18 protein-coding genes are annotated in these 19,784 nt (G+C 70.1%); 13 read left to right on the top strand and 5 right to left on the bottom strand.

Features of this window, described 5'->3' with window-relative positions; translation table 11 throughout:
- Positions 1 to 55 precede the first annotated feature (55 nt).
- The 9 genes from J2S55_RS10285 to J2S55_RS10245 all read left to right on the top strand — a co-directional run bounded on the left by J2S55_RS10285 (position 56) and on the right by J2S55_RS10245 (position 8,437).
- Entirely contained in the window at positions 56 to 601 is a 546-nt protein-coding gene (locus tag J2S55_RS10285) for an RNA polymerase sigma factor (protein WP_306859157.1), read from the top strand.
- Complete coding sequence (locus J2S55_RS10280; protein WP_306859155.1) at positions 598 to 1,278, top strand: hypothetical protein; 681 nt, start codon at positions 598 to 600, stop codon at positions 1,276 to 1,278. The genes J2S55_RS10285 and J2S55_RS10280 overlap by 4 nt, the downstream gene beginning before the upstream one ends.
- 215 nt (positions 1,279 to 1,493) lie before the next feature.
- Positions 1,494 to 2,102, top strand: a complete 609-nt coding sequence (locus tag J2S55_RS10275) for a hypothetical protein (RefSeq protein WP_306859152.1) — start codon at positions 1,494 to 1,496, stop codon at positions 2,100 to 2,102.
- Complete coding sequence (locus J2S55_RS10270) at positions 2,099 to 3,163, top strand: peptidoglycan-binding protein (protein WP_306859150.1); 1,065 nt, start codon at positions 2,099 to 2,101, stop codon at positions 3,161 to 3,163. Before J2S55_RS10275 ends, J2S55_RS10270 begins: the two co-directional genes overlap by 4 nt.
- Positions 3,160 to 3,879 carry an ABC transporter ATP-binding protein gene (locus J2S55_RS10265; RefSeq protein WP_306859148.1) on the top strand — a complete coding sequence of 240 codons (720 nt, stop codon included), beginning with the start codon at positions 3,160 to 3,162 and terminating at the stop codon, positions 3,877 to 3,879. The genes J2S55_RS10270 and J2S55_RS10265 overlap by 4 nt, the downstream gene beginning before the upstream one ends.
- A complete protein-coding gene (locus J2S55_RS10260; RefSeq protein ID WP_306859146.1) occupies positions 3,876 to 5,072 on the top strand; it encodes an ABC transporter permease in 1,197 nt (398 codons plus the stop codon). The genes J2S55_RS10265 and J2S55_RS10260 overlap by 4 nt, the downstream gene beginning before the upstream one ends.
- 78 nt (positions 5,073 to 5,150) lie before the next feature.
- Positions 5,151 to 6,677: an alpha/beta fold hydrolase gene (locus J2S55_RS10255; protein ID WP_306859144.1), complete on the top strand. Its 1,527-nt coding sequence runs from the start codon at positions 5,151 to 5,153 to the stop codon at positions 6,675 to 6,677.
- A 56-nt stretch (positions 6,678 to 6,733) separates the two neighbouring features.
- Positions 6,734 to 7,477, top strand: a complete 744-nt coding sequence (locus J2S55_RS10250) for a hypothetical protein (protein WP_306859141.1) — start codon at positions 6,734 to 6,736, stop codon at positions 7,475 to 7,477.
- Positions 7,478 to 7,567: 90 nt separating this feature from the next.
- Complete coding sequence (locus tag J2S55_RS10245; RefSeq protein WP_306859140.1) at positions 7,568 to 8,437, top strand: hypothetical protein; 870 nt, start codon at positions 7,568 to 7,570, stop codon at positions 8,435 to 8,437.
- 474 nt (positions 8,438 to 8,911) lie between these two features.
- Here the strand turns inward: J2S55_RS10245 and J2S55_RS10240 are convergent, their stop codons facing one another.
- From J2S55_RS10240 to J2S55_RS10230, 3 genes are all read right to left on the bottom strand, one after another.
- A complete protein-coding gene (locus tag J2S55_RS10240) occupies positions 8,912 to 9,403 on the bottom strand; it encodes a hypothetical protein (protein ID WP_306859138.1) in 492 nt (163 codons plus the stop codon).
- 717 nt (positions 9,404 to 10,120) lie between these two features.
- Complete coding sequence (locus tag J2S55_RS10235) at positions 10,121 to 10,468, bottom strand: STAS domain-containing protein (RefSeq protein ID WP_306859136.1); 348 nt, start codon at positions 10,466 to 10,468, stop codon at positions 10,121 to 10,123.
- A 96-nt stretch (positions 10,469 to 10,564) separates the two neighbouring features.
- Positions 10,565 to 12,076, bottom strand: coding sequence for an LCP family protein (locus J2S55_RS10230; protein WP_306859134.1), 1,512 nt, complete (start codon positions 12,074 to 12,076; stop codon positions 10,565 to 10,567).
- 65 nt (positions 12,077 to 12,141) lie between these two features.
- Between J2S55_RS10230 and J2S55_RS10225 the strand changes: the two genes are divergently transcribed.
- Positions 12,142 to 13,173: a glycosyltransferase family 2 protein gene (locus J2S55_RS10225; RefSeq protein ID WP_306875291.1), complete on the top strand. Its 1,032-nt coding sequence runs from the start codon at positions 12,142 to 12,144 to the stop codon at positions 13,171 to 13,173.
- A gap of 21 nt (positions 13,174 to 13,194) precedes the next feature.
- Here J2S55_RS10225 and J2S55_RS10220 read toward each other — a convergent pair whose 3' ends face one another.
- A complete protein-coding gene (locus J2S55_RS10220) occupies positions 13,195 to 14,985 on the bottom strand; it encodes a hypothetical protein (protein ID WP_306859132.1) in 1,791 nt (596 codons plus the stop codon).
- A 50-nt stretch (positions 14,986 to 15,035) separates the two neighbouring features.
- Entirely contained in the window at positions 15,036 to 16,448 is a 1,413-nt protein-coding gene (locus J2S55_RS10215) for a bifunctional cytidylyltransferase/SDR family oxidoreductase (RefSeq protein ID WP_306859130.1), read from the bottom strand.
- Positions 16,449 to 16,604: 156 nt separating this feature from the next.
- On the opposite strand from J2S55_RS10215, the gene J2S55_RS10210 reads away from it, so the two are divergent.
- The 3 genes from J2S55_RS10210 (at position 16,605) to J2S55_RS10200 (ending at position 19,784) form a co-directional block, all read left to right on the top strand.
- Positions 16,605 to 18,224: a CDP-alcohol phosphatidyltransferase family protein gene (locus J2S55_RS10210; protein WP_306859128.1), complete on the top strand. Its 1,620-nt coding sequence runs from the start codon at positions 16,605 to 16,607 to the stop codon at positions 18,222 to 18,224.
- 98 nt (positions 18,225 to 18,322) lie between these two features.
- A complete protein-coding gene (locus J2S55_RS10205) occupies positions 18,323 to 18,946 on the top strand; it encodes a DUF5941 domain-containing protein (RefSeq protein ID WP_306859126.1) in 624 nt (207 codons plus the stop codon).
- Between the two features lie 103 nt (positions 18,947 to 19,049).
- On the top strand, positions 19,050 to 19,784 hold the full coding sequence (locus tag J2S55_RS10200; protein ID WP_306859125.1) for a phosphocholine cytidylyltransferase family protein: 735 nt from the start codon (positions 19,050 to 19,052) through the stop codon (positions 19,782 to 19,784).

Genomic DNA, 19,784 nt, shown 5'->3' with positions numbered 1-19,784 from the left:
TGGGATGCTCGGTCCAAGTAGAGGTGTAAGGCGGACGACGAAGGGAGCGAGGCCGGTGCGCCTCAGTGAAGATCCCATGGCCATCGAGGCCTTCTACCGCCGCCACGTCGATGCTGTCATGCGGTTCGTCGTACGCCGGGTGAGTGATCCCCATCTGGCCGCCGATCTGACCGCCGACATCTTCCTGGCGGTTTTGGACTCAGCGGACACCTACCGTTCCAGTCGGGGCGGCGAGATCGGATGGTTGTACGGCGTGGCGCGCAACGTCGTCGCGGCCCACCATCGCCGGACGGCTCGTGAGGCGCGGGCGACCGGCCGCGTCGCGGGCAGACGGATGATGGACGACAACGATCTCGTCCGGATGGAGGAGCGGATCGACGCCGCGCGCCAGACGCGGCGCGCTCTGGAGGCCATGGGCAACCTACCCGAGGGAGAGCGGGCCGTGCTGGAGCTCGTGGTGCACGACCAGCTCACCGTCACCGAGGCCGCCGCGGCTCTGGGCATCGGGAAGGTCACCGCACGAGTCCGGTTGCATCGGGCCAGACGCGCCCTGGGAAACGTCGCTTCGCCGTCGGCTGTGTACGTGGAGGGACAGGCATGAACGACACCTTCGAAGAGCGCCTGCTCAGTGCACTCAAAGAAGTGACCATCAGGAGGCTGGCGGAAAAGGGCATGGCTGCCCGGACACCGGTGCGACGTGGCCCAAGCCGTCGTGCCCTGGGGCTGTCCGCCGCGGTGGCGGGGGCCGCGGCGGCCGCCACGGTGGCGCTCACCCTGTTCGGCGGAGCCGGAACACCGGCTTACGCGGTGGTCAAGGGAGCGGACGGATCGGTCGAGGTGCAGATCAACGCCTTCCGCGATTCCGGCGAACTGGAGGCCAAGCTCGCCGAGGTGGGGATCACGGCGGTGGTCGACTACCTGCCCGCGGACCAGACCTGTCAGGAGCCTCGGGGCGAGCAGGCGACCGCGGGTGGGCGGACGCAGGTCGGGGTCGGCAGGGACGGCAAGGGGATCACGTTCACGATCAGCAAGGGGCAGATCGGGCCGGACCAGACGCTGGTCCTGGCGATCTCCACGGATCAGGCCGGCCCGGACAGACCACCTGTCGCGACCTCGCTGCGGGTAGTCAAGAGGCCGGTCTCAACCTGCGTGGTGACTCCCCTGCATCTCCCCGCCAACCCGCCCGGCAACGAGAACAAGCAAGACAACGGTCCCACTGACAACATCGAGCGCGGCGGTAAGGACGAGGGCCCCGGCCTGAGCACCACTACCAGTTGACGACGTAAACCGGGTCCAGCGACCTCCCCGCCCCGGCGAGGTGCGGACCTCCACGCCGCAGGCCGTCCCGGCCACGCCCACCAGGGACTTGACGGCGACACGCGCGTGCGGCGAACCCCGACCGCCCACCTCGGCGGCACGCCTCATCCTGCTCTGCCGGCCCAGCCAACCGCACGGCCGGCCGATACCTCATGCCTGAAGGCAGTTCTCATCGGATGTCGGCCGCCGGTAAGGGCGATCTTGAACTTCCCATCTTTGACACCGGAGTCGTTGAAGTGACCCATCTCGGCAAGAGGAGAGATACGAACATCCGGCTGTTGCTGGCCGTACCGATACTGGCCCTGGCGCTCGCCGGGTGCGGTGCGGAAACCGGTGGCGGCGGCGTCGTCGGCGCGAACGGCGGCACGGCCAGATCCACGGCGTCGGACCCGTCCTCGGCTCCCACCGGCAAGCGGGAGGCGGCGCTCAAGTTCGCCCAGTGCATGCGTGAGCACGGCGTCGACATGCCCGATCCCGAGCCGGGAGGCCCGATCGCGATCCAGGAACGCAAGGGAGAGGAGCGGAAGGTCCAGAAGGCCCAGGAGGCGTGCAAGCAGTTCATGCAGGCCGCGGTAGGCGAGAAGGGGCAGGGCATCGATGCGAAGGAGCGCGACATGCTGGTCAAGCTCGCCCAGTGCATGCGCCAGCACGGCATCGACATGCTCGACCCCGGCGCCGATGGGCGGATCGAGATCAACGTTCCGGCGGGAACCCCGGAGCAGAAGGTCAAGGACGCCCACGAGGCGTGCAAGCAGTTCTCCGCCGATCTGCCACTCAAGCCGTGAAGAAGCTTCTCGCGCGCGGCGGCGTCGCCCTGCTCGCGGTGGCGGCCACCTGGACGGCGTTGGTCCTGTTCGACGGCGACGGCGGCACCGCCCCGCCGAGCAGGCAGCCGGTCCCGGCGACCGCGACGATCATCAGGCAGGACCTGGTGGACACCAAGACCGTGGACGGCGCGCTCACCTACTCCGGCGAGCGCCTCCTGACCAGCGGCGCGGCCGGAACCGTGACCTGGGTGGCCGCCGAGGGCACGGTGATCCGCCGCGGCCGCCCGCTGCTCAAGATCGATCGGAAGCCGCTCGTGCTGATGTACGGCGGGCTGCCGCTCTACCGGGAGCTGCGGCAGGGCGTCACCCAAGGCCCGGACGTCGAGCAGCTGGAGCGCAACCTGAAGGCGCTCGGCTACGGCGGCTCGCTGACCGTGGACGAGCGCTTCAGCTACGCGACCTACCTGGCCGTCAGGCAGTGGCAGGACGATCTGGGCCTGCCGAGGACGGGGTGGGTGGACGCGACGCAGGTCGTGTTCGTGCCTGCCGCGGTCCGGGTGACCGAGGCGAAGGTCGATGTCGGCGGGCGTGTCGGCCCGGGGCGAGCGGTGCTCACGGTCAGCGGCATCCGGCGGCTGGTGCACGTGGATCTCGACACCGACGACCAGGCACTGGCCAGGAAGGGTGCCAGGGTCGCCGTCAAGCTGCCGGGCGGCGAGCGGATCGGCGGGGAGATCACCTTGGTGGGTACGGTCGCCAGGTCCGCCAGGTCCGGGCAGGGCCAGGACAGCGGCGAGACCACCGTCGATGTCGACATCACCCTGAACAAGACGCCACGCACCAAGCTCGACCAGGCCCCGGTCGACGTCGAACTGGAGAGCGAACGCCATGAGGACGTGCTCGCCGTACCGGTCGAGGCGCTGCTGGCGCTGCGCGAAGGCGGGTTCGGCGTCGAGGTCGTCGAAGGCTCCGCCACCAGGATCGTGCCGGTGGAGATCGGCGTGTTCGGCGGTGGCAAGGTGGAGATCGGCGGCACCGGCCTCGTGGAGGGCATGCAGGTCGGGGTGCCCGCCACATGAGCATCGTCGAACTGCGGGGCGTGACCAAGGTCTACGGCGGACAGGTCGAGGCGCTCCGCGGTGTGGACCTGACGGTCGAGTATGGCGAGTTGCTGGCCATCGTCGGCCCTTCCGGCTCCGGCAAGTCGACCGTGCTTCAGCTGATCGGAACCCTGGACCGGCCCACGGCAGGGAGCGTGCGCATCGCCGGCCACGACGTGGCCGAGCTGTCAGACAGGGAGTTGTCAGCGCTGCGCGCCCGCCACCTGGGATTCGTGTTCCAGCAGTTCCACTTGGCCGTCGGCGTGAGCGCGCTGGACAACGTGGCCGACGGCCTGCTTTACACCGGCATCGCGCTGCGCGAGCGGCGCGAGCGGGCCGAGGTCGCCCTGGAACGGGTCGGCCTCGGCCATCGGCTGGGTCACAGGCCGGACCAGATGTCGGGCGGCGAGCAGCAGCGGGTCGCGGTCGCCAGGGCCGTGGTGGGCGATCCGCCGCTGCTGCTCGCCGACGAGCCGACCGGCAACCTCGACTCGCACTCAGGGGCCGAGGTGCTGCGGGTGCTGCGCGACCTGCACGCCGTCGGGACCACGATTGCGGTCATCACCCACGACACCGAGATCGCCGAATGGTGCCCGCGGCAGGTCCGGGTACGCGACGGCCAGATCATCGCCGACGGCGGCCCCGGCAACGGCCGCCGCCCGTCGGCGGAGATCGCGAAGGGAGCAGGCCCATGACACACGCGAAGCTGTCACCTGCCCGGCTTGCTGCCGTCGACGTGCTGCGTGTCGGGGCGTCCGGGCTACGGGCCCGCCCCACCCGGGTCATCCTGTCCGCACTCGGCATCGCCATCGGCATCGCCGCCATGATCGCGGTGATCGGCATCTCGTCCTCGTCGCGGGAGCAGCTGCTGCGCCAGCTCGACCGGCTCGGCACCAACCTGCTCACCGTCGCGCCCGGCCGAACCCTGTTCGGGGAGGAGGCCAAGCTGCCCACCTCCGCGCTGAGCATGATCAAACGTATCGCCCCCGTCCTCACGGCCTCGGCCACCGGGACGGTCGACAGCACCGTGCGGCGCACCGACCACATCCCCGAGGCGGTGACCGGCGGCATCTCCGTCCAGGCCGCGAGCGCCGAGCTGCTGGTCACACTGGAGGGTGGCGTCTCCAAGGGGACATGGCTAAACGCCGCCACCGAACGGGAACCCGCCATCGTGCTCGGCTCGGAGGCCGCCAGGCGGCTCGGCCTCGTCAGGACCGGCGTGCGGGTGTGGGTGGGCAACCGATGGTTCACCGTCATCGGCATCCTGGGGCCGATGCCGCTCGCCCCGGAGATCGAACGCTCGGCGCTTGTCGGATTCCCCGCTGCCGAGACCTACCTGGGCTTCGACGGGCACCCCACGACGCTCTACGAGCGTTCTGCCGAGGAGGCGGTGGAGGCCGTCAGGGCGGTGCTGCCGCGCACCGCCAATCCGGAGAACCCGGAGGAGGTCGAGGTCAGCAGGCCCTCGGACGCGCTGGCCGCACGGGCCGCCGCAGCGGACGCGTTCACCAGCCTGTTACTCGGACTCGGCGCGGTGGCACTGCTCGTCGGCGGGGTCGGCGTAGCCAACACGATGGTGGTCTCGGTGCTGGAGCGCCGCAAGGAGATCGGCCTGCGCCGCTCCCTGGGGGCCACCCGGGGGCAGATCCGCATCCAGTTCCTGTCGGAGTCCCTACTGCTCTCCGCGCTTGGCGGCGTCGCCGGGGCGGTGCTGGGCGCCTTGGCGACGGCCGGCTACGCGCTGTCGAGGGGCTGGCCGCCCGTCGTGCCGCCGTGGGCGATCGGCGGAGCGGTCGGCGCCACGCTCGTCATCGGCACGATCGCCGGCATCTATCCCGCCATGCGCGCAGCCCGCCTGTCCCCGACGATCGCCCTGACCGCCACCTGAGTGCGGTTCCGCGCCGTCCGGCAGCCTCGCCTCGCGCTGACTCAGACTCTCACCCCATCACGAAAGCGAGGTACATCCATGTTCCCGGTTCCGATAGCTGCAGGCGCCATCGCGCTGGCGGTCCTGCTCGCAGGTCCGCCCGCCGCGACGGCGACGGCAGGACAACCCGAGCGGGCGGTCAGCTGGCGCACCTGCCCCGCCTACTCGGATGAAGCGATCCACGGCACCGGCGTCCCCGACGAACGGATACCGAAGGTCCGCGCCCTGCTGGGCAGTATGGAGTGTGGAACAGTCAGCGTTCCGCTGGACTACCGCAAGCCGCGCGGCCGGCAGATCACCATCGCGATCACCCGGCTCAAGGCCGTGGATCAGGTGCACCGACTGGGCAGCCTGGCGCTCAACCCGGGCGGGCCCGGCGGCAGCGGATACCTCATGCCCGTCGAGATCATCATGATGAGCGAGACGAACGCCCGGCTCAACGACCGGTACGACCTGATCGGCTTCGATCCTCGCGGAGTCGGCTACAGCACCAAGGTCAACTGCTCGCATCCTGGTGGAAAGCCGCCAGCGCCGGGGCCGCTGACCAAGGAGGCGGCCAGGCGCGTCTATGACAGCGAGGTGGACCACAATGGAGCCTGCGGACGATCCGACCCCGGCTTCCTCGGCGGACTCACCACGGTGACCATGGCCCGCGACCTTGATCGGGTGCGGATCGCACTGGGCGAGCGGAAGCTCGACTTCTTCGGCGTGTCCTGGGGCACCTGGCTCGGCGCGGTGTACCGCAGTACCTTCCCCGGCAGCGTGGGGCGCATGTTCCTGGACAGCGTGGCGCTTCCGCGGTTCCGCCTGGACGACTTCGAGAACGGACGCACCGCGGCGTCCGAGCGCAACTTTTCCCGCATGGCGGCGTGGATCGCACAGCGTCACGGCACCTACGGCTTCGGTACCACCCCGGCGCAGGTGCGGACCGCGATCCTGGCGCTCCGCCGCGCCTACGACGAGACCCCGAGGCGGTACACCGATCTGGCGATGGCCGCCGACGGCGCGATGGTCGCCATGCTTGCCATCCAGCCCTCACCGGAATGGCCGCGGGCCGGCAAGGCGCTCAAGGAGTTGCGTGACGCCACCGGCACCACCGCGCCGCCCACCATCAAGGAGATCTTCGGTGGAGGCCCGCAAGAGCCCCCGCCGTCCGACGCGCCGGAGCGGATCAACCCGACAGCGGGCCAGGCGGTCTTCTGCAACGAGGACCCCAGCCGGCTTGGCTTCTCCGCCGCCTGGGCGGAGTACCAGCGGCGCCTTGAGCGGAACCCGGTGACCGGACGGGCCAGCCGCTTCTCCGCCGGCTGCGCCGGCTGGCCGCTGCCGGTGCAGAAGATCCGGGTGCACCACACCGGAGGGTCGCTGGTGCTGTCCGGACACCGCTACGAAGCCATCTCCCCGTACGAGTGGACGACGCAGATGCAGTCGACCATCGGCGGCACGGTGTTCACCGTCAACGACGACATGCACGGGTCCGTTCTGCGGGAGTGCCCCGCCAAGCTGGTGTCGTACTTCACCACTGGCCGAATCGCTTGGGGCTGCGACGGCGCCGCGACGCCGTAGAACCGGCCCACTTCAGACCCAAGGTCACATCAGTCATCACATCGAGAGGTACTTTCATGCAGAAAGCAACGGTCCCGAAGCCGTCCGCACACCTCGTTCTGAATTACCGGGAAAGCCGGCCCCACGGCTGGCCGGCGAGGCCGGGGCAGACGGTCGGCGCGACCATCGGCGGGCACACCGCGGCCAGGGACTTCGAGCGCAACGGAAAGTCCTACCGGATCAGCCTGCTGCCGTTCGGCCAGGCGGGCGATTCCCCCCATCCGGTTTATGAGGACGTTCCGACCGACGCGGCCATCGATTTCAAGCGGACCCTCGCCAAGGCGTTCGGCGCCTACTACTCGTTCAAGTATGTGGGCGGTTTCCACGGCGGGCCCGCGTTCGATGTCCAGTCGTACAGCGTGTTCACCGACCAGGACACCTCACCCGATCTGAGCTACGGTGCCGATCTGTACGTCGTCTGCGACCCCGGCCTCCGCCAGGGCGTCCACGGCACCCTGCGATGGATCCAGGTCGCCAGGCGGATCGGGGCCGCCGGATCGTCCGAAAGTTATGTCGACAACGTCGGACGCCCCAACCCCTTCTATAAATATGGGGGGCGCACTTCGATCTATGGCGACCAGGTGTTCAATTTCGTCTACGGCATCGTGCCCGATATGACATCCGTCCTGTCGGACGTCCAGTTCATGGCCGAAGCGTTCCTCGTACAGGACACCGGGACCACGAGCGCGACTGGGAAGGCCGTGGTCAATGTCTTCGCCGGCATCAAATACGGCTGGCAGGTGCAGGAAAGACAGCGGTGAAACGGCTCCCGCCGCCGACCGAACAGCGCGGCAAAGCGCACCCCCGCACCCAGCGCGTAAACCGGCCCCGACGATTTCGAGGTTAACCCCATGCGTCCGATCCAGGTCACAGACCCCGCAGAACCGTCCCACGTATCCGTATCACGAAGATCTCTGCTGCAAGGCGGAAGCCTCCTCGGCCTGTCCGCCCTCGCCTCGGCCGGGCTCGCCGCCGCGCCGGCGTCCGCCGCCGTCGCGTCCCGGACCCGATTCTCGGAGACAGCCGCACACCTCGTGCCGGATTACCGGCCCAGCCAGCCGCACGGGTGGTATCAGGGGTCGACGGTCGGTGGGCATGTCACGTCCAAGGACTTCGAGCACAACGGGAAGTCGTACCGGGTCGCCTTGCTCCCGTTCGGCCGGTCGGGCGATTCCCCCTACCTGGTCTACGAGGATGTTCCGGCCGATCCGGCCGTCGGTTTCAAGCGGAATCTCGCCGAGACGTTCGGAACCCACTACGCGTTCAACTATGTGGGTGGTTTCCGGGGCCGGCATGAGTTCCGCGTCCAGTCGCACAGCGTGTACGTCAGCAGGCCGTCGGAAACCTCCCCCGCCCTGGACTGCGGGGCCGACCTGCATGTCGTCTACCAGCCGGACCCTCGCAAGGGAGATCCTGCCGTCAATGACAATCTGCAATGGATCCAGGTCGTCAAGTCGCTGGGCCCCGCTCTCGACAATCTCTGGCGCGCCAACCCCTTCTATCTCGCCGGGGGACTCACCTCGGTCTACGGCAAGAAAGTCTGCAGTTTCTACGACGCACCCCAGATCGGGGTCGGGGGAGGGCCCGATCCTGATGTGCAGTTCCTGGCCGAGACGTTCCTCGTGCAGGACACCGGGACCAAGAACGCGGCGGGGAAGGACGTCGTCAACATCTTCGGCGGAATCAAGTGGGGCTGGCAGATACAGGAAGTGACACGGTGACCGGCTGAGCAGCACGACGGCGCGGGGCTGAGCGTAGCCTGTGCTGCATCGATCTCGTACGTCCACGAAGGTGGTGTACAGCGGTGCCGTACAGCAACGTCGCCTCCGTGTCGCGGCTCCGAGGCGTTAGCGGGAAGGATGTCCACCGGCTCACCTTCAACGACGGGCGCACCGCGGTTCTCTCCATCCGGGACGAGGCCGAGAACCACTGGCCGGCGGGTGCGGGGCTGGAGAGAAGCCACAACACGAAGGGCCCGGAACCCGGGCTTTGGGTTCAAGAGGTTGTCGCAACGACCCCTTGGAACCGCCCATGCGGTCTGGGTCCTTCGTCGTTTACGTATGCGCGGCGTCGTGATTGCGGATCGAAGGCTTTACGTCGATGACTCATGATCAAGACGGGTGTTGGCCTATGCTCGCTGCGATCCGGCTCCCGGACGGGAGGCTCCAACCAGATCCGCCCGGGATGAATGCGGTTCAGCAGTTCCCGGTTCCAAGGGAACGCAAAATCGAAAAACTGATCAGAGAAGAGCTGCGCGGCGGTGTGGCGCGGGCCTTCCATGAAGTCTCGCTCCCACCGCCGGCAGCGTCGATCACGTGCGCGACCCACCTGCTGTCCGCGTCCAGCAACGTGATCTTGTAGGTCCTGCCGCCCGCCGCCGGGTCGCCGGGGTCCAGTGGGAGGACCACCGTCCAGGCGCCGTCGCCGCCGACCTCGATCAGCTCGAAGTGGTATCTCGCCTTCTTGTCGTACGGCTGCCGCACGGCGGCCACCAGCGACTTGCCGGCCTGGAGCCGGGCGCTGCCCCGCATCACCTGGCAGGGGTTCCACGGCGTGGCGTTGGCCGCCACCGGTTCGGTGACCGAGGCCTCGGAGCCGGGTGCGGGCCTCCCGAAGAGGCTGCGAGCCCCTTTGACGGCGTCAACCCCTCCGGCGAAGGCCGTGCAGAGCGTGCCCACGAGCATCAAGATCGAAACAATGCACCCTACGCGTTTCACTCCTTTGGAACGGGTGTCGGGGGGCTCCTGGGAGTCGGGGAGCTCCGGCTTTTGCGGGGGATCGGGCGAGCCTTCGCGAGAGGTATCCGAGGGCTCGGCGGCCTGATGGACCATTGCGGAAATTAACCCCATTCATGATCGATGGTTCGGCTTGAATCGTCACAATAGCCTCACGATCATGAGTTAGCCAACGTAACTTCACCCGAATTTGAACGATCTTCAACATATCTGTTCTGAGCTGCATGAATGCCATTTACCCGACCGGTCAGTACGGATCAACTGGAACGGTATTCCGGCTGGTGATCCACGGTCACATATGGGCTAAAAGCCGCAACTGTGACGAATTGTGCTATCTACGGTCGAGCGCTCTCGGGGTTTCGCAAACAGGTCATTGCAGCAAAAGTGGCGGATCATGAAACACGCTCGCCTGATATTCGGGTATGGCCGGACGTATCTGTTAAGAAGGTTCCTAGTTTGTCCGCAGCCACCTGGCGTCCGGTAACGAGCCGCGCCGTTGAGTCGCTCCGTTCCGCGCCGCCCGGATCTCCCGGCCGTCAGTGGGGGCAGGCGTTCAGCCTACGGACGTCAGACGCCGCGGGGGCGGGAATCCGCGGGCCTCAGCCGGGCTGCAGGCGGGACTCGGCCGGGCTGCAGGCGGGACTCGGCCGGGACCGCCCGGATCAGGCCTCAGGCGGCGGCGTCGAGGGCCTCGCGCAGGCTCCCGCACGTCTCGAAGTGCCGGTTGAGATTGGTGATCGTCAACAGATGGGTGATCATTCCGGGGCTCACCACCAGGATGAGGCGGCCGTGGGTGTCCTTGATCCTGGTGAGCGCGCCCACCAGGATGCCCAGCCCCACCGAGTCGCAGAACGGCACCTCGGTCAGGTCCATCACCAGGCATGGGTGACCGGGGGTCTCCAGGGCTCGGTCCACCTCCGCACGGAGCCTGGGGGCGACGGCCATGTCGAGCTCGCCCGCCGCCCGCACCACCACGCAGGGACCGTTGTTCCAACTCTGAACATCGAATGCCGGCATCACGATCATCACCTCCGTGGGGGCTTACTGCCCTGGTGGGAGGCTTTTATGCGCACAGCTCATTTTTCGCGGATGTGCCAGGTGAACGCCCCCGGGTCATTTCTTGCAGATGTTCTGGGTAGCGGTCCTGGCCGTGGGGGCGGGGGTGGCGGAGGGGGTCGCGGACGGCTTGACGGCCTCGTCGACGGTGACCTTCTTGGCCCCCGGATACTTCCGGCCGACGATCACCTCGATCCGGTCGCCGAGGTCCTCCACCAGGCGCGTCTCCGCGCCGGACAGCGCGGCGGCCAGGGTCCGCGCCGAGTCCTCGCGGCCCGGGCCGTATCGGATGACCGTCTTGTCGTGGTCTCTGTCCTTGGTGTCGCCGGCCGCCTCGGGGACCAGGAACCCGGCTTTCAGCAGGTCCGTCCGGGTCCGCGCGCCGAGGCCGGTGATCGGGGTGCCGTTGAGCACCTTGACCGAGATCCGCGAGGGCGGCACGGTCAGCGCGGTGGCCGAGGGGGACGGCGTCGCGCTCGGTGTCGCGGCCGGGCTCGCCGTGGACTTGGCGGGCTTGGCGGGCTCGACGAGCGGCTCGTCGGCGGCGATCCGGCGGAACAGCTCTTTGGCCGCGTCCTTGTCCCAGAGCACGGCGGACTCGTTGGTCGGCGTCCTGTAGTCGACGTCGGCGAGCGGGACCGTGGCGAAGGCCACGTCGTCGGTGGAGACGTCCTTGAGCTGGTTGGCCAGGCCGAGCAGGTCCTTGCGGAGGGCGTCGTCCACCCGGAGCGTGCCGAGGGCGGTGTCGACGAAGGAGGCGAGCCTGACCGGGTTGGTGAGCGTGTCGCCGCTGAGCGCCTGGTGCAGCATGGCGGAGATCACCTGCTGCTGGCGGTCGATGCGGTCGAGGTCGGAGCGGGCGGTGGCCCGGGTGCGGGCGTAGGCGAGGGCCTTGACGCCGTCGAGGGAGTAGGTGCCCGGCTGGAGCGTGAGCGCGGTCTTCGGGTCGTTGATCGCGACCGGGGTGCACACCGAGACGCCCCCCAGCGCGTCGACCACCTCGATGAAGCCGAGCACGTTGACCTCGACGTAGTGGTGGATGGTCAGCCCGGTGGCGTTCTGCACGGTCCGCACGGCGAGCTTCGGGCCGCCGAGCTGGTAGGCGGCGTTGATCTTGTGGTCGCCCTTGCCGGGGATCGTCGTCCAGGTGTCGCGGGGGAGACTGACCACGGTCGCCCTGGTGTGGTCCTCCGAAAGGTGGAGCACCATCATGGTGTCGGTCCGCTCGCCGCTCTCGCGGCCGAGTTTGAGCTGGTTCTGCTTCTGCCGGGAGAGGTTGTCGCGCCGGTCCACGCCGACCACCAGGATGTTCATCGCGCCGGTGGACTGCGAGCCGGGCACCCCGGCGTCGACCGCCTCGATCTTCCGCTCGGCGTAGTTCGTCAGCGCCCACGTCACCCCGGAGCTGCTCAGGACCAGGCACGAGAGCGCGCCGGCGACGAACAGGCCGCGGCGCCGGGACCGGGCTCCCCGCACGGACCTGCGCTCACGCCTCGGATTGACCCGGACGGTGCCGTAGGCGTCACCGCCCACCTGCACACCCGAGTCGCCCTCTTCCGGGTCGCGCATGCGTGGCCCCCTAGGCTCGGCTGGGTCGATGAGGTACCCGTCCGTACAGTAGCGTGAGCGACGCCATGAAGCAGTTCCCCGACTCGCCCGCGCCGGCGTCGTCTCCCGAGACACGTGTCTGGCCCCCCATCTCCATCGTCATCCCGGTGCTGAACGAGGAGCGCCATCTGCGGGAGGCGGTGCGCCAGGTCCTCGCGCAGCGATACGCGGGACCGATCGAGGTCGTGCTCGCCATCGGCCCCTCCAAGGACCGGACCCAGGAGGTCGCCGACGCGATCGCGGCCGAGGACCCCCGGGTGACCGTGGTCCCGAACCCGACCGGACGCACCCCCAACGCCCTCAACGCCGCCATCGGCGCATCCCGCAGCGGGATCATCGCCCGCGTGGACGGCCACGCCATGCTCCCGGAGGACTATCTCCAGGTCGCGGTCGAGACGCTTGAGGAGACCGGCGCCGACAACGTCGGCGGCGTCATGGCCGCCGAGGGCGTCACGCCGTTCGAGCAGGCCGTGGCACGGGCCATGACCTCCAAGATCGGCGTCGGCGGAGCCCGGTTCCACACCGGCGGCACCGCGGGCCCGGCCGACACGGTCTACCTCGGCGTCTTCCGCCGTGCGGCGCTGGACCGGGTCGGCGGCTACGACGAGCACTTCCAGCGGGCGCAGGACTGGGAGATGAACCACCGCATCCGCGAGACCGGCGGCCTGGTCTGGTTCCAGCCCCGGATGCGCGTCTCCTACCGGCCCAGGCCCACGGTCAAGGCCCTCGCCAAGCAATACTTCCACTACGGCCGCTGGCGGAGGGTCGTCGCCCGCACCCACGAGGGCACGATCAACCTGCGCTACCTGGCGCCCCCGGCGGCGGTGCTGGCCATCCTCGCCGGTCTGGCCGTCTCCCCGTTCTTCTGGCCGGGCCTGCTGGTCCCCGGCGCCTACCTGGCGGCGATCCTGGCCGGCTCGGCGGTGACCGGCAGCGGCCTGCCCGCCGCCTCGCTCCTCCGGCTGCCCCTGGCCTACATCACCATGCACATGTCGTGGGGCTGGGGTTTCCTGACGAGCCCGAAGAGCCTGAGCCGGCCCGTGAGGACGCGGGGCTGACCCGCGCGGGCGGAGACGGCCTCAGCCGTCTCCGCCGCCGTGCACGGCGCGGCCGTAGGCGCCGTTCACCGCCCCGTTGAAGCGGGCCATGGCGTCCGGGCCGGAACCGAGCAGATAGGTCTTCAGCGTGCGCCTGGCGGCCGCCAGGGCGTCCTCCTCGGCGTGGTCCAGGCCCGCCAGGACGGCGGGCAGCTCGCTCAGGCCCTCGGTGAGCAGATAGCCGGCCTCCGCGCTCGGATACCGCTCGCGGAAGGTCCGCTCCGGCAGCCCCGCCACGTTGGTCACCATGTACGGCTTGCCGCTGGCGATGAAGTCCGCCACCACGCTGGAGATGTCGGCGATCATCAGGTCGGCCTGGTTGAAGCAGTCGTAGAGGGGCGGCCGGGGTCCGGTGACGGCCTGGTGCCTGATCGGCTCGGCGTGGGCCGTGCCGGCGGGGTGGCGGGCGATCGACCGGGACAGCTCCGCCCCCTCCAGGATCGCGAGGATCTCCCGGTGGGCGCGGTCGGCGGCGGGGTTGCGGTAGCCGGTCAGCGGATGCGGCTTGTAGATCACCCGGAGCGCGGGGGAGTGGGCGAGCAGGGCCCGGACGATCGCCGGCCCCATCGTGATGATCGAGGTGTGGAACAGGTCGTCGGTCCACCCCTCCCAGGTGGGGGCGTAGAGCACGGTGCGGTACGGCAGGCCGGGCCCGGCCGTGCGGACGCCGGTGAGCTGCGGGCGGCCCACCTCGTGGATGTCCTCGTCGCGCACGCCCACCCGGGCGCGGAGGTAGCGGTCGCGCCCGGCCCGCCCGGCCACCCAGACCTCGTCGTAGACCTTGGTGAACGGGTTGAACGACGCCTCCTTGTCGCTGTCCCCGTGACCCACGAAGACGCTGCGCATCCCCTGGATGCGCAGCATGTGGATGTTCTTGCCGACGTTGGACGGATACAGGCACACCCGGGCCGAACCGAGAGCCCGGAAGCTCATCAGGTCGGCCGCCGAGGGGATGCAGACCACCGGCAGCGAGGTCTCTCCCAGCGTCCGGAGCATCCCCCGCTCCCGCAGGACCACCACGGCCCGCCGGTCGATCCGCTCCAGCGGGCGCAGCCACATGCTGACCTGGTAGGCGGAGTCGTTCGGCCCGGAGAAGTAGAGGATCACCTCCGGCCGGTACCGGGCCAGGCGCCTGCCGGCCGCCTTCAGCACGGCGCGCCGGTTGCGCAGCGGCCGGACCCGGCGCAGGTGGGGCAGGACGCCGAGCACGCCCGCGCTCCCGAGGCCCAGCGCGAGCGCCGCCCCGGCCGCGCCCAGGCGGTCGGTGCCGAGGACCGCGCCCAGGGCGGCGCCCCCGACGGGGAGCACGTCGAGGTAGAGCGCCCGCATGCTCCGGTGGCCGACCAGGATGTCGGCCGGGGGCGCCGGGATCTCCGGCACGCCGTCGATGTTGCGGGTCAGCACCGGCAGCTGGCCGAGGACGCGGGTGTAGGCGATCGCCAGCCCGGTCTGCAGGGCCCGCACGCCGTGCAGGGCGGTCAGCCCCAGGACCAGGGCCGCCAACCAGGGCGAGTCGGTGCCCGCCGTACGCGCGACCAGGAGGACCACGGCCATCTCGCGGAAGGCGAACCGCAGCGTGAGGCCCAGGTGCACCCTGTTCAGCAGGTCCGTCAGGCGGCGGGCCCGCCGCCTGACGGCGATCTCGGTCGCGTACGACAGCACGCACAGCGCCAGGAACGGCCACGGCAGGGGCCACAGGGCGGTGACGACGAGCGGTGGGTACGGGCCGAGTACGGCGGCGCACGCCATCAGGGCGCGAGGGTCACGCTTCATCTTCCGACGCTAACCCGAGTGGTGGCGTTTGCCCTGGTAGACGCGCTGTGTCAGGTTCCGTCGAGGCGGACGTCGATCACGTGCCCGGTGAGGTCGGAGATGAGCACGTCCATGGAGGTCTGCGCCACGGCGCGCGGCGAGAGCAGGGTGTGCGCCGGTTCCTCACCGAAGGCCCGGATCCGCATCGGGGTGCTGGTCCGTTCCGGGTTGACGCAGTTGACCCGGACGCCGTACTCGGCCCACTCGTCGGCGAGGGCCTGGGTCAGGTTCACCACGGCGGCCTTCGTCGAGGAGTAGAGGCTGTAGTCGGCCCGGCCCCGCGTGTAGGAGGAGGAGGTGTACAGCAGCAGGTGGCCCCGGGTGTCGCGGAGGTGGCCGATGGCGGCCCTGGCGATGTTGACGGGGCCGAGGTAGTTCACGCCCACGGTCTCGGCGATCGTGGCGTCGTTGACCTCGCCGAGCTTGCCCATGTGCAGCACGCCGGCGGTGTTGACCACGTAGTCGATCCTGCCGGTCTCCTTGGCCGCGTGGTCGAGCGCGTCGCTCACCGCCTGGGCGTCCTCCACGCGCACCCCGTTCAGCGACCGGGAGAAGGAGAAGACCTCGGCGCCGTGGCGCCGGGCCAGGTCGACCACGTCGGCGCCGATGCCGTAGCTGCCGCCGAAGACCACCATGGTCCGGCCCTCCATGGCCTCCCGGTAGGCGTAGGCGGAGCGCTCCGGGGCGCTGCCCGCGGCCAGTTGGAAGAGCTTGTCGGCGATGAACACGTCGACCGGGTGGGTGACCTTCATGTTGTGCTCGCTGCCCGGCACGACGTAGATCGGCACGTCGGGCAGGTAGCGCAGCACCACGCCGCAGTCGTCGGTGGGCGGCTGCCGGTCGAAACCGGGGTCGGCGAAGGCCCGCTCGTAGGCCTCGCGGATCACCGAGAGCCGGAAGCACTGCGGTGTCTGGCCGCGCCGCAGCCTGGAGCGGTCCGGGATGTCACGGACGATCTCCCCGCGCGGACCCGGGGCGGCCACCAGGATCGTGTCGGAGCTCGGGATCGCCACGTCGACGGCCGAGTAGGTCTTCAGGGCCTCCACGCACTCGGTGATGATCCGCGGTTCCAGCAGCGGCCGCACGGCGTCGTGCAGGAGCACGTCGCACTCCTGCGCGCCCAGGGCCCTCAGCGCCCGCCAGGTGGTCTCGGGACGGCTCGCGCCGCCCTCCAGGACCTTGCTGACCTTCCCGAAGCCGTTGCGGGCGACGATCCGCTCCACCTCGTCGGTGAAGCCCGGGGTCATCATGACGATGATCTCGTCGACCTCCGGCGCGCCGTTGAACAGGGCGAGGGTGTGCTCCAGGATCGTCTTCCCGGCGATTTTGACGAGCTGCTTGGGAGTGTTGAGGCCGACGCGCTGGCCGACTCCGCCGGCAAGGACGACCCCGACGGTGCGGAGACGTGGTTCGAGAGCGGCCAAGTTCTGCTTCCTTTAACGGGGCTGGATACGGCGAGCGTAATGGGTGCGTACCCGATCGCAGGTCGCGCTCCCGTGCTATCCAGTCAAGATCTCGCTACGCTAAGTGCGCACTCCCCGATTCGTACGGTGACCCCGTCGGATACGAAGGAGCCCGGTTTGCATGATCCTCACGTCCCCGCGCCCCCCGGCCTCTCCCGGACGGTCGCCGTGGTGCTCGCCACCACGGAGGCGGCGGGTCTGCGCTGCGCCGACGGCACGCTGCTCGACCGGCTGACCGGCCAGCTCGCCCGGCTGCCGGTGGGGGACGTGCACGTGGTCGGCCGTTCCAGCGGCGTCATCCACGCCCCCGGCGGCACCTACATGATCGGCTCGGCGGGCTCGCGAGGGCTCGCCGACGACCTGCGCAGGGTCGCGGAGGTGGCCCGCGGGGCCACCGGCCCGGTGGCCGTGGTCGCGGGTGACCTGGTGGCCCACACCGAGGCGCTGGCCATGCTCCTGGAGCACCCCGCGCGTGACACGGGCGCGCTGGTGGCCACCGGCGGCGAGGGCCCCGGGCCGCTGCGCCCGCCGGTCCGGGTCGAGGGCGGCCGGGTGGTCGCCGCGGGCACCTCCTTCCACGGCGTCGCCGACGCCGGCGGCACCTTCAGGGGCGTGCTCCAGGTGGGCGTGGCCGATCTCGCCGGCCTCGCCGAGACCGCGCGGACGCTGGCCGAGCTGGCCGAGGCCGGCGGGTTCGGCCCGATGGGGGGCGCCGAGGTCGGCGACCTCCTCCTGGTCGGCCTGGTCCGCTCCGGCGTCCCGGTGCGCGCCTGCGACGCCGGGGCGCTGCACTGCGACCGGGTGGCCGAACAGGAGGCCGCCGACTCGGCCGTGCGGCGGCTGGAGGAGGTAGACGAGGACACCGCCCGGCTGGAGGCCGCGGTCAAGTCCGGCGACGGCTTCTTCACCACCCACTTCGTGAGCTCCTGGTCCACGCACCTGGTCAAGGCGGCGGCCGACCTGCGCCTGACGCCGAACGCGGTCACCGGGATCTCCGTCGGCCTGGCCCTGCTCGCCGCGGTCTGGTTCACCGCGGGCACCCGCGAGGGGCAGATCGCCGGGGCCCTCCTCCTCTACCTGTCGTTCGTGCTCGACTGCGTCGACGGCCAGCTCGCCCGCTACACCCGCGCGTTCTCCCCGCTCGGCGCGTGGCTGGACGCCACCTTCGACCGGGTCAAGGAGTACGCCGTCTACGTGGGCCTCGCCATCGGCTACGCGACGGGGCTGGACGACTCCCACGGCGGCCCGAACGGCATCTGGGCGCTGGCGGTCTCGGCGATGATCCTGCAGACGCTCCGTCACACGATCGACTTCTCCTACGCGGGGGCCCGCGCCGACGCCGACCGGCTGAGGCCGGCCCCCGCCGGGACGGCCGCGGAGCTGACCGTCCCGGCCGACGCGTCCATGCGGCCGGCGTCGCGGCCGGCGGCGCTGGAGCGCAAGACCGAGGTCGCCGACGGGATAGCCGCCGCCGAGCGATACCTGCGGGAGCGGCGGGGGCCCGCGGACGGCCGGGGGAACGTGGTCGTGAGGCTCTCGCGCCGCCTGGAGCGGAGCGCTCCCACCCGCTGGCTGAAGAAGATCATCGTGCTCCCCATCGGGGAGCGGATGGCGCTGATCGCGGTGACCGCCGCGGTGTTCAACGCCCGGGTGACCTTCGTCGCGCTGCTGGCCTGGGGCGGTGTCGCCGCCCTCTACACGCTCGCCGGCCGGGTCGGCAGGTCCCTCAGCCGATGACCGGACACATGGGCGCCGCGACCGGCGCGGTGCGAGGCGGATCGGGAGGCGAGGTCCGGCGGGCCTCGCGCGGAGCGAGCGAGGAGACGGGTGCGCCCATGGTTTCCGTCCACATGACACCGGTGCCGCACAGCACCGTGACGGCCTACCGGGACGACGGGGCGCTGTCGCGGGCGATGGGCACGCTGGTGGCCGGGCAGCTCCCGCCGCTGCCGCCCGCCCTCGTCGGGATGTTCGTGACCGGGGTGCTGCTGATGGTGGGCGTGGCCGGCACCGACGGGCTGGCGGTCTTCGCCCCGGCGGTGGCGCTGCTGCTGGCCGGTCCCGGCAGCTCCCACCCGCACGACGGCAGGCTCGACTGGCTGGTCCCGCCGATCCTGCGCCTGACCGAATACGGGTTCGTGGCCTCGGTCGGGTTCGCGCACGACGTGCCGCCGTGGCTGATCTTCCTGCTGCTCGGCGCGATGGCCTTCCACCACTACGACGTGGTCTACCGGGTGCGCCAGCGGGTCTACCCGCCGCCCTGGCTGGCCACCTCCGGTCTGGGCTGGGACGGCCGCATGCTGCTGATCGCGCTGGGCGCCCTCGCCGGGCAGGTCACGCTGGTCTTCGCGCTGCTCGCGCTATACCTGTGGGGGTTCTTCGGGTGGGAGAGCGTCACCTGCTGGGCGGTCGCGCCGCGCTCGGGGGTGGACGCCGACGATCTGGGCGCTCACGATTGAGAACGCCTGGCAAACCCCGGATTACACGATCAGGGCCTAAAGCCAACTAACCTTTGGGGCCAGGAGTGCCCGCCGAGGGGCTCACTTGGATGAGGAGTGCACGTTGCTGGGAATGGTGCTGGCCGCCGGGGCCGGACGACGCCTGCGGCCGTACACGGACACGCTGCCCAAGGCGCTGGTGCCGGTCGACGGCGAGACCACGATCATGGACATCTCGCTGCGGAACCTCGCGGCGGCGGACCTCCGTGACGTCGTGGTCGTCGTCGGCTACCAGGCGCAGGCCGTACACGAGCGGAAGGCCGAGCTGGAGCGGCGGCACGGTGTGAAGCTCACCCTCGTGCACAACGACAAGGCCGAGGAGTGGAACAACGCCTACTCCCTGTGGTGCGCGCGCGACTACTTCGACCAGGGCGTGCTGCTGGTCAACGGCGACACCGTGCACCCGGTCTCCGTGGAGCACACGCTGCTGTCCGCGCCGGCCACCAGCGACATCCTGCTCGCGGTCGACGACGTCAAGAAGCTCGCCGACGAGGAGATGAAGGTCACCCTCGACGGCGACGGCCACCTCAAGCTGATCACCAAGCTGATGGACCCGGCCGACGCCGCCGGCGAATACATCGGCGCGACGCTGATCCGCCCGGGCATCGGCGGGCGCCTCGCCGACGCCCTGCAGGCCACCTTCGAGCGCGACCCGCAGCTCTACTACGAGGACGGCTACCAGGAGCTGGTCGCCCGCGGTGAGAAGATCGCGGTCGCCCCGATCGGTGAGGTCTCGTGGGTCGAGGTCGACAACCACGACGACCTCGCGAAGGCGCGGGAGATCGCGTGCCGATACTAG

Source organism: Streptosporangium brasiliense (genome assembly GCF_030811595.1).
Lineage (GTDB): Bacteria > Actinomycetota > Actinomycetes > Streptosporangiales > Streptosporangiaceae > Streptosporangium > Streptosporangium brasiliense.
The sequence above is the reverse complement of the archived record's forward strand: the minus strand, read 5'-3'. Positions and strand labels throughout refer to the sequence as shown.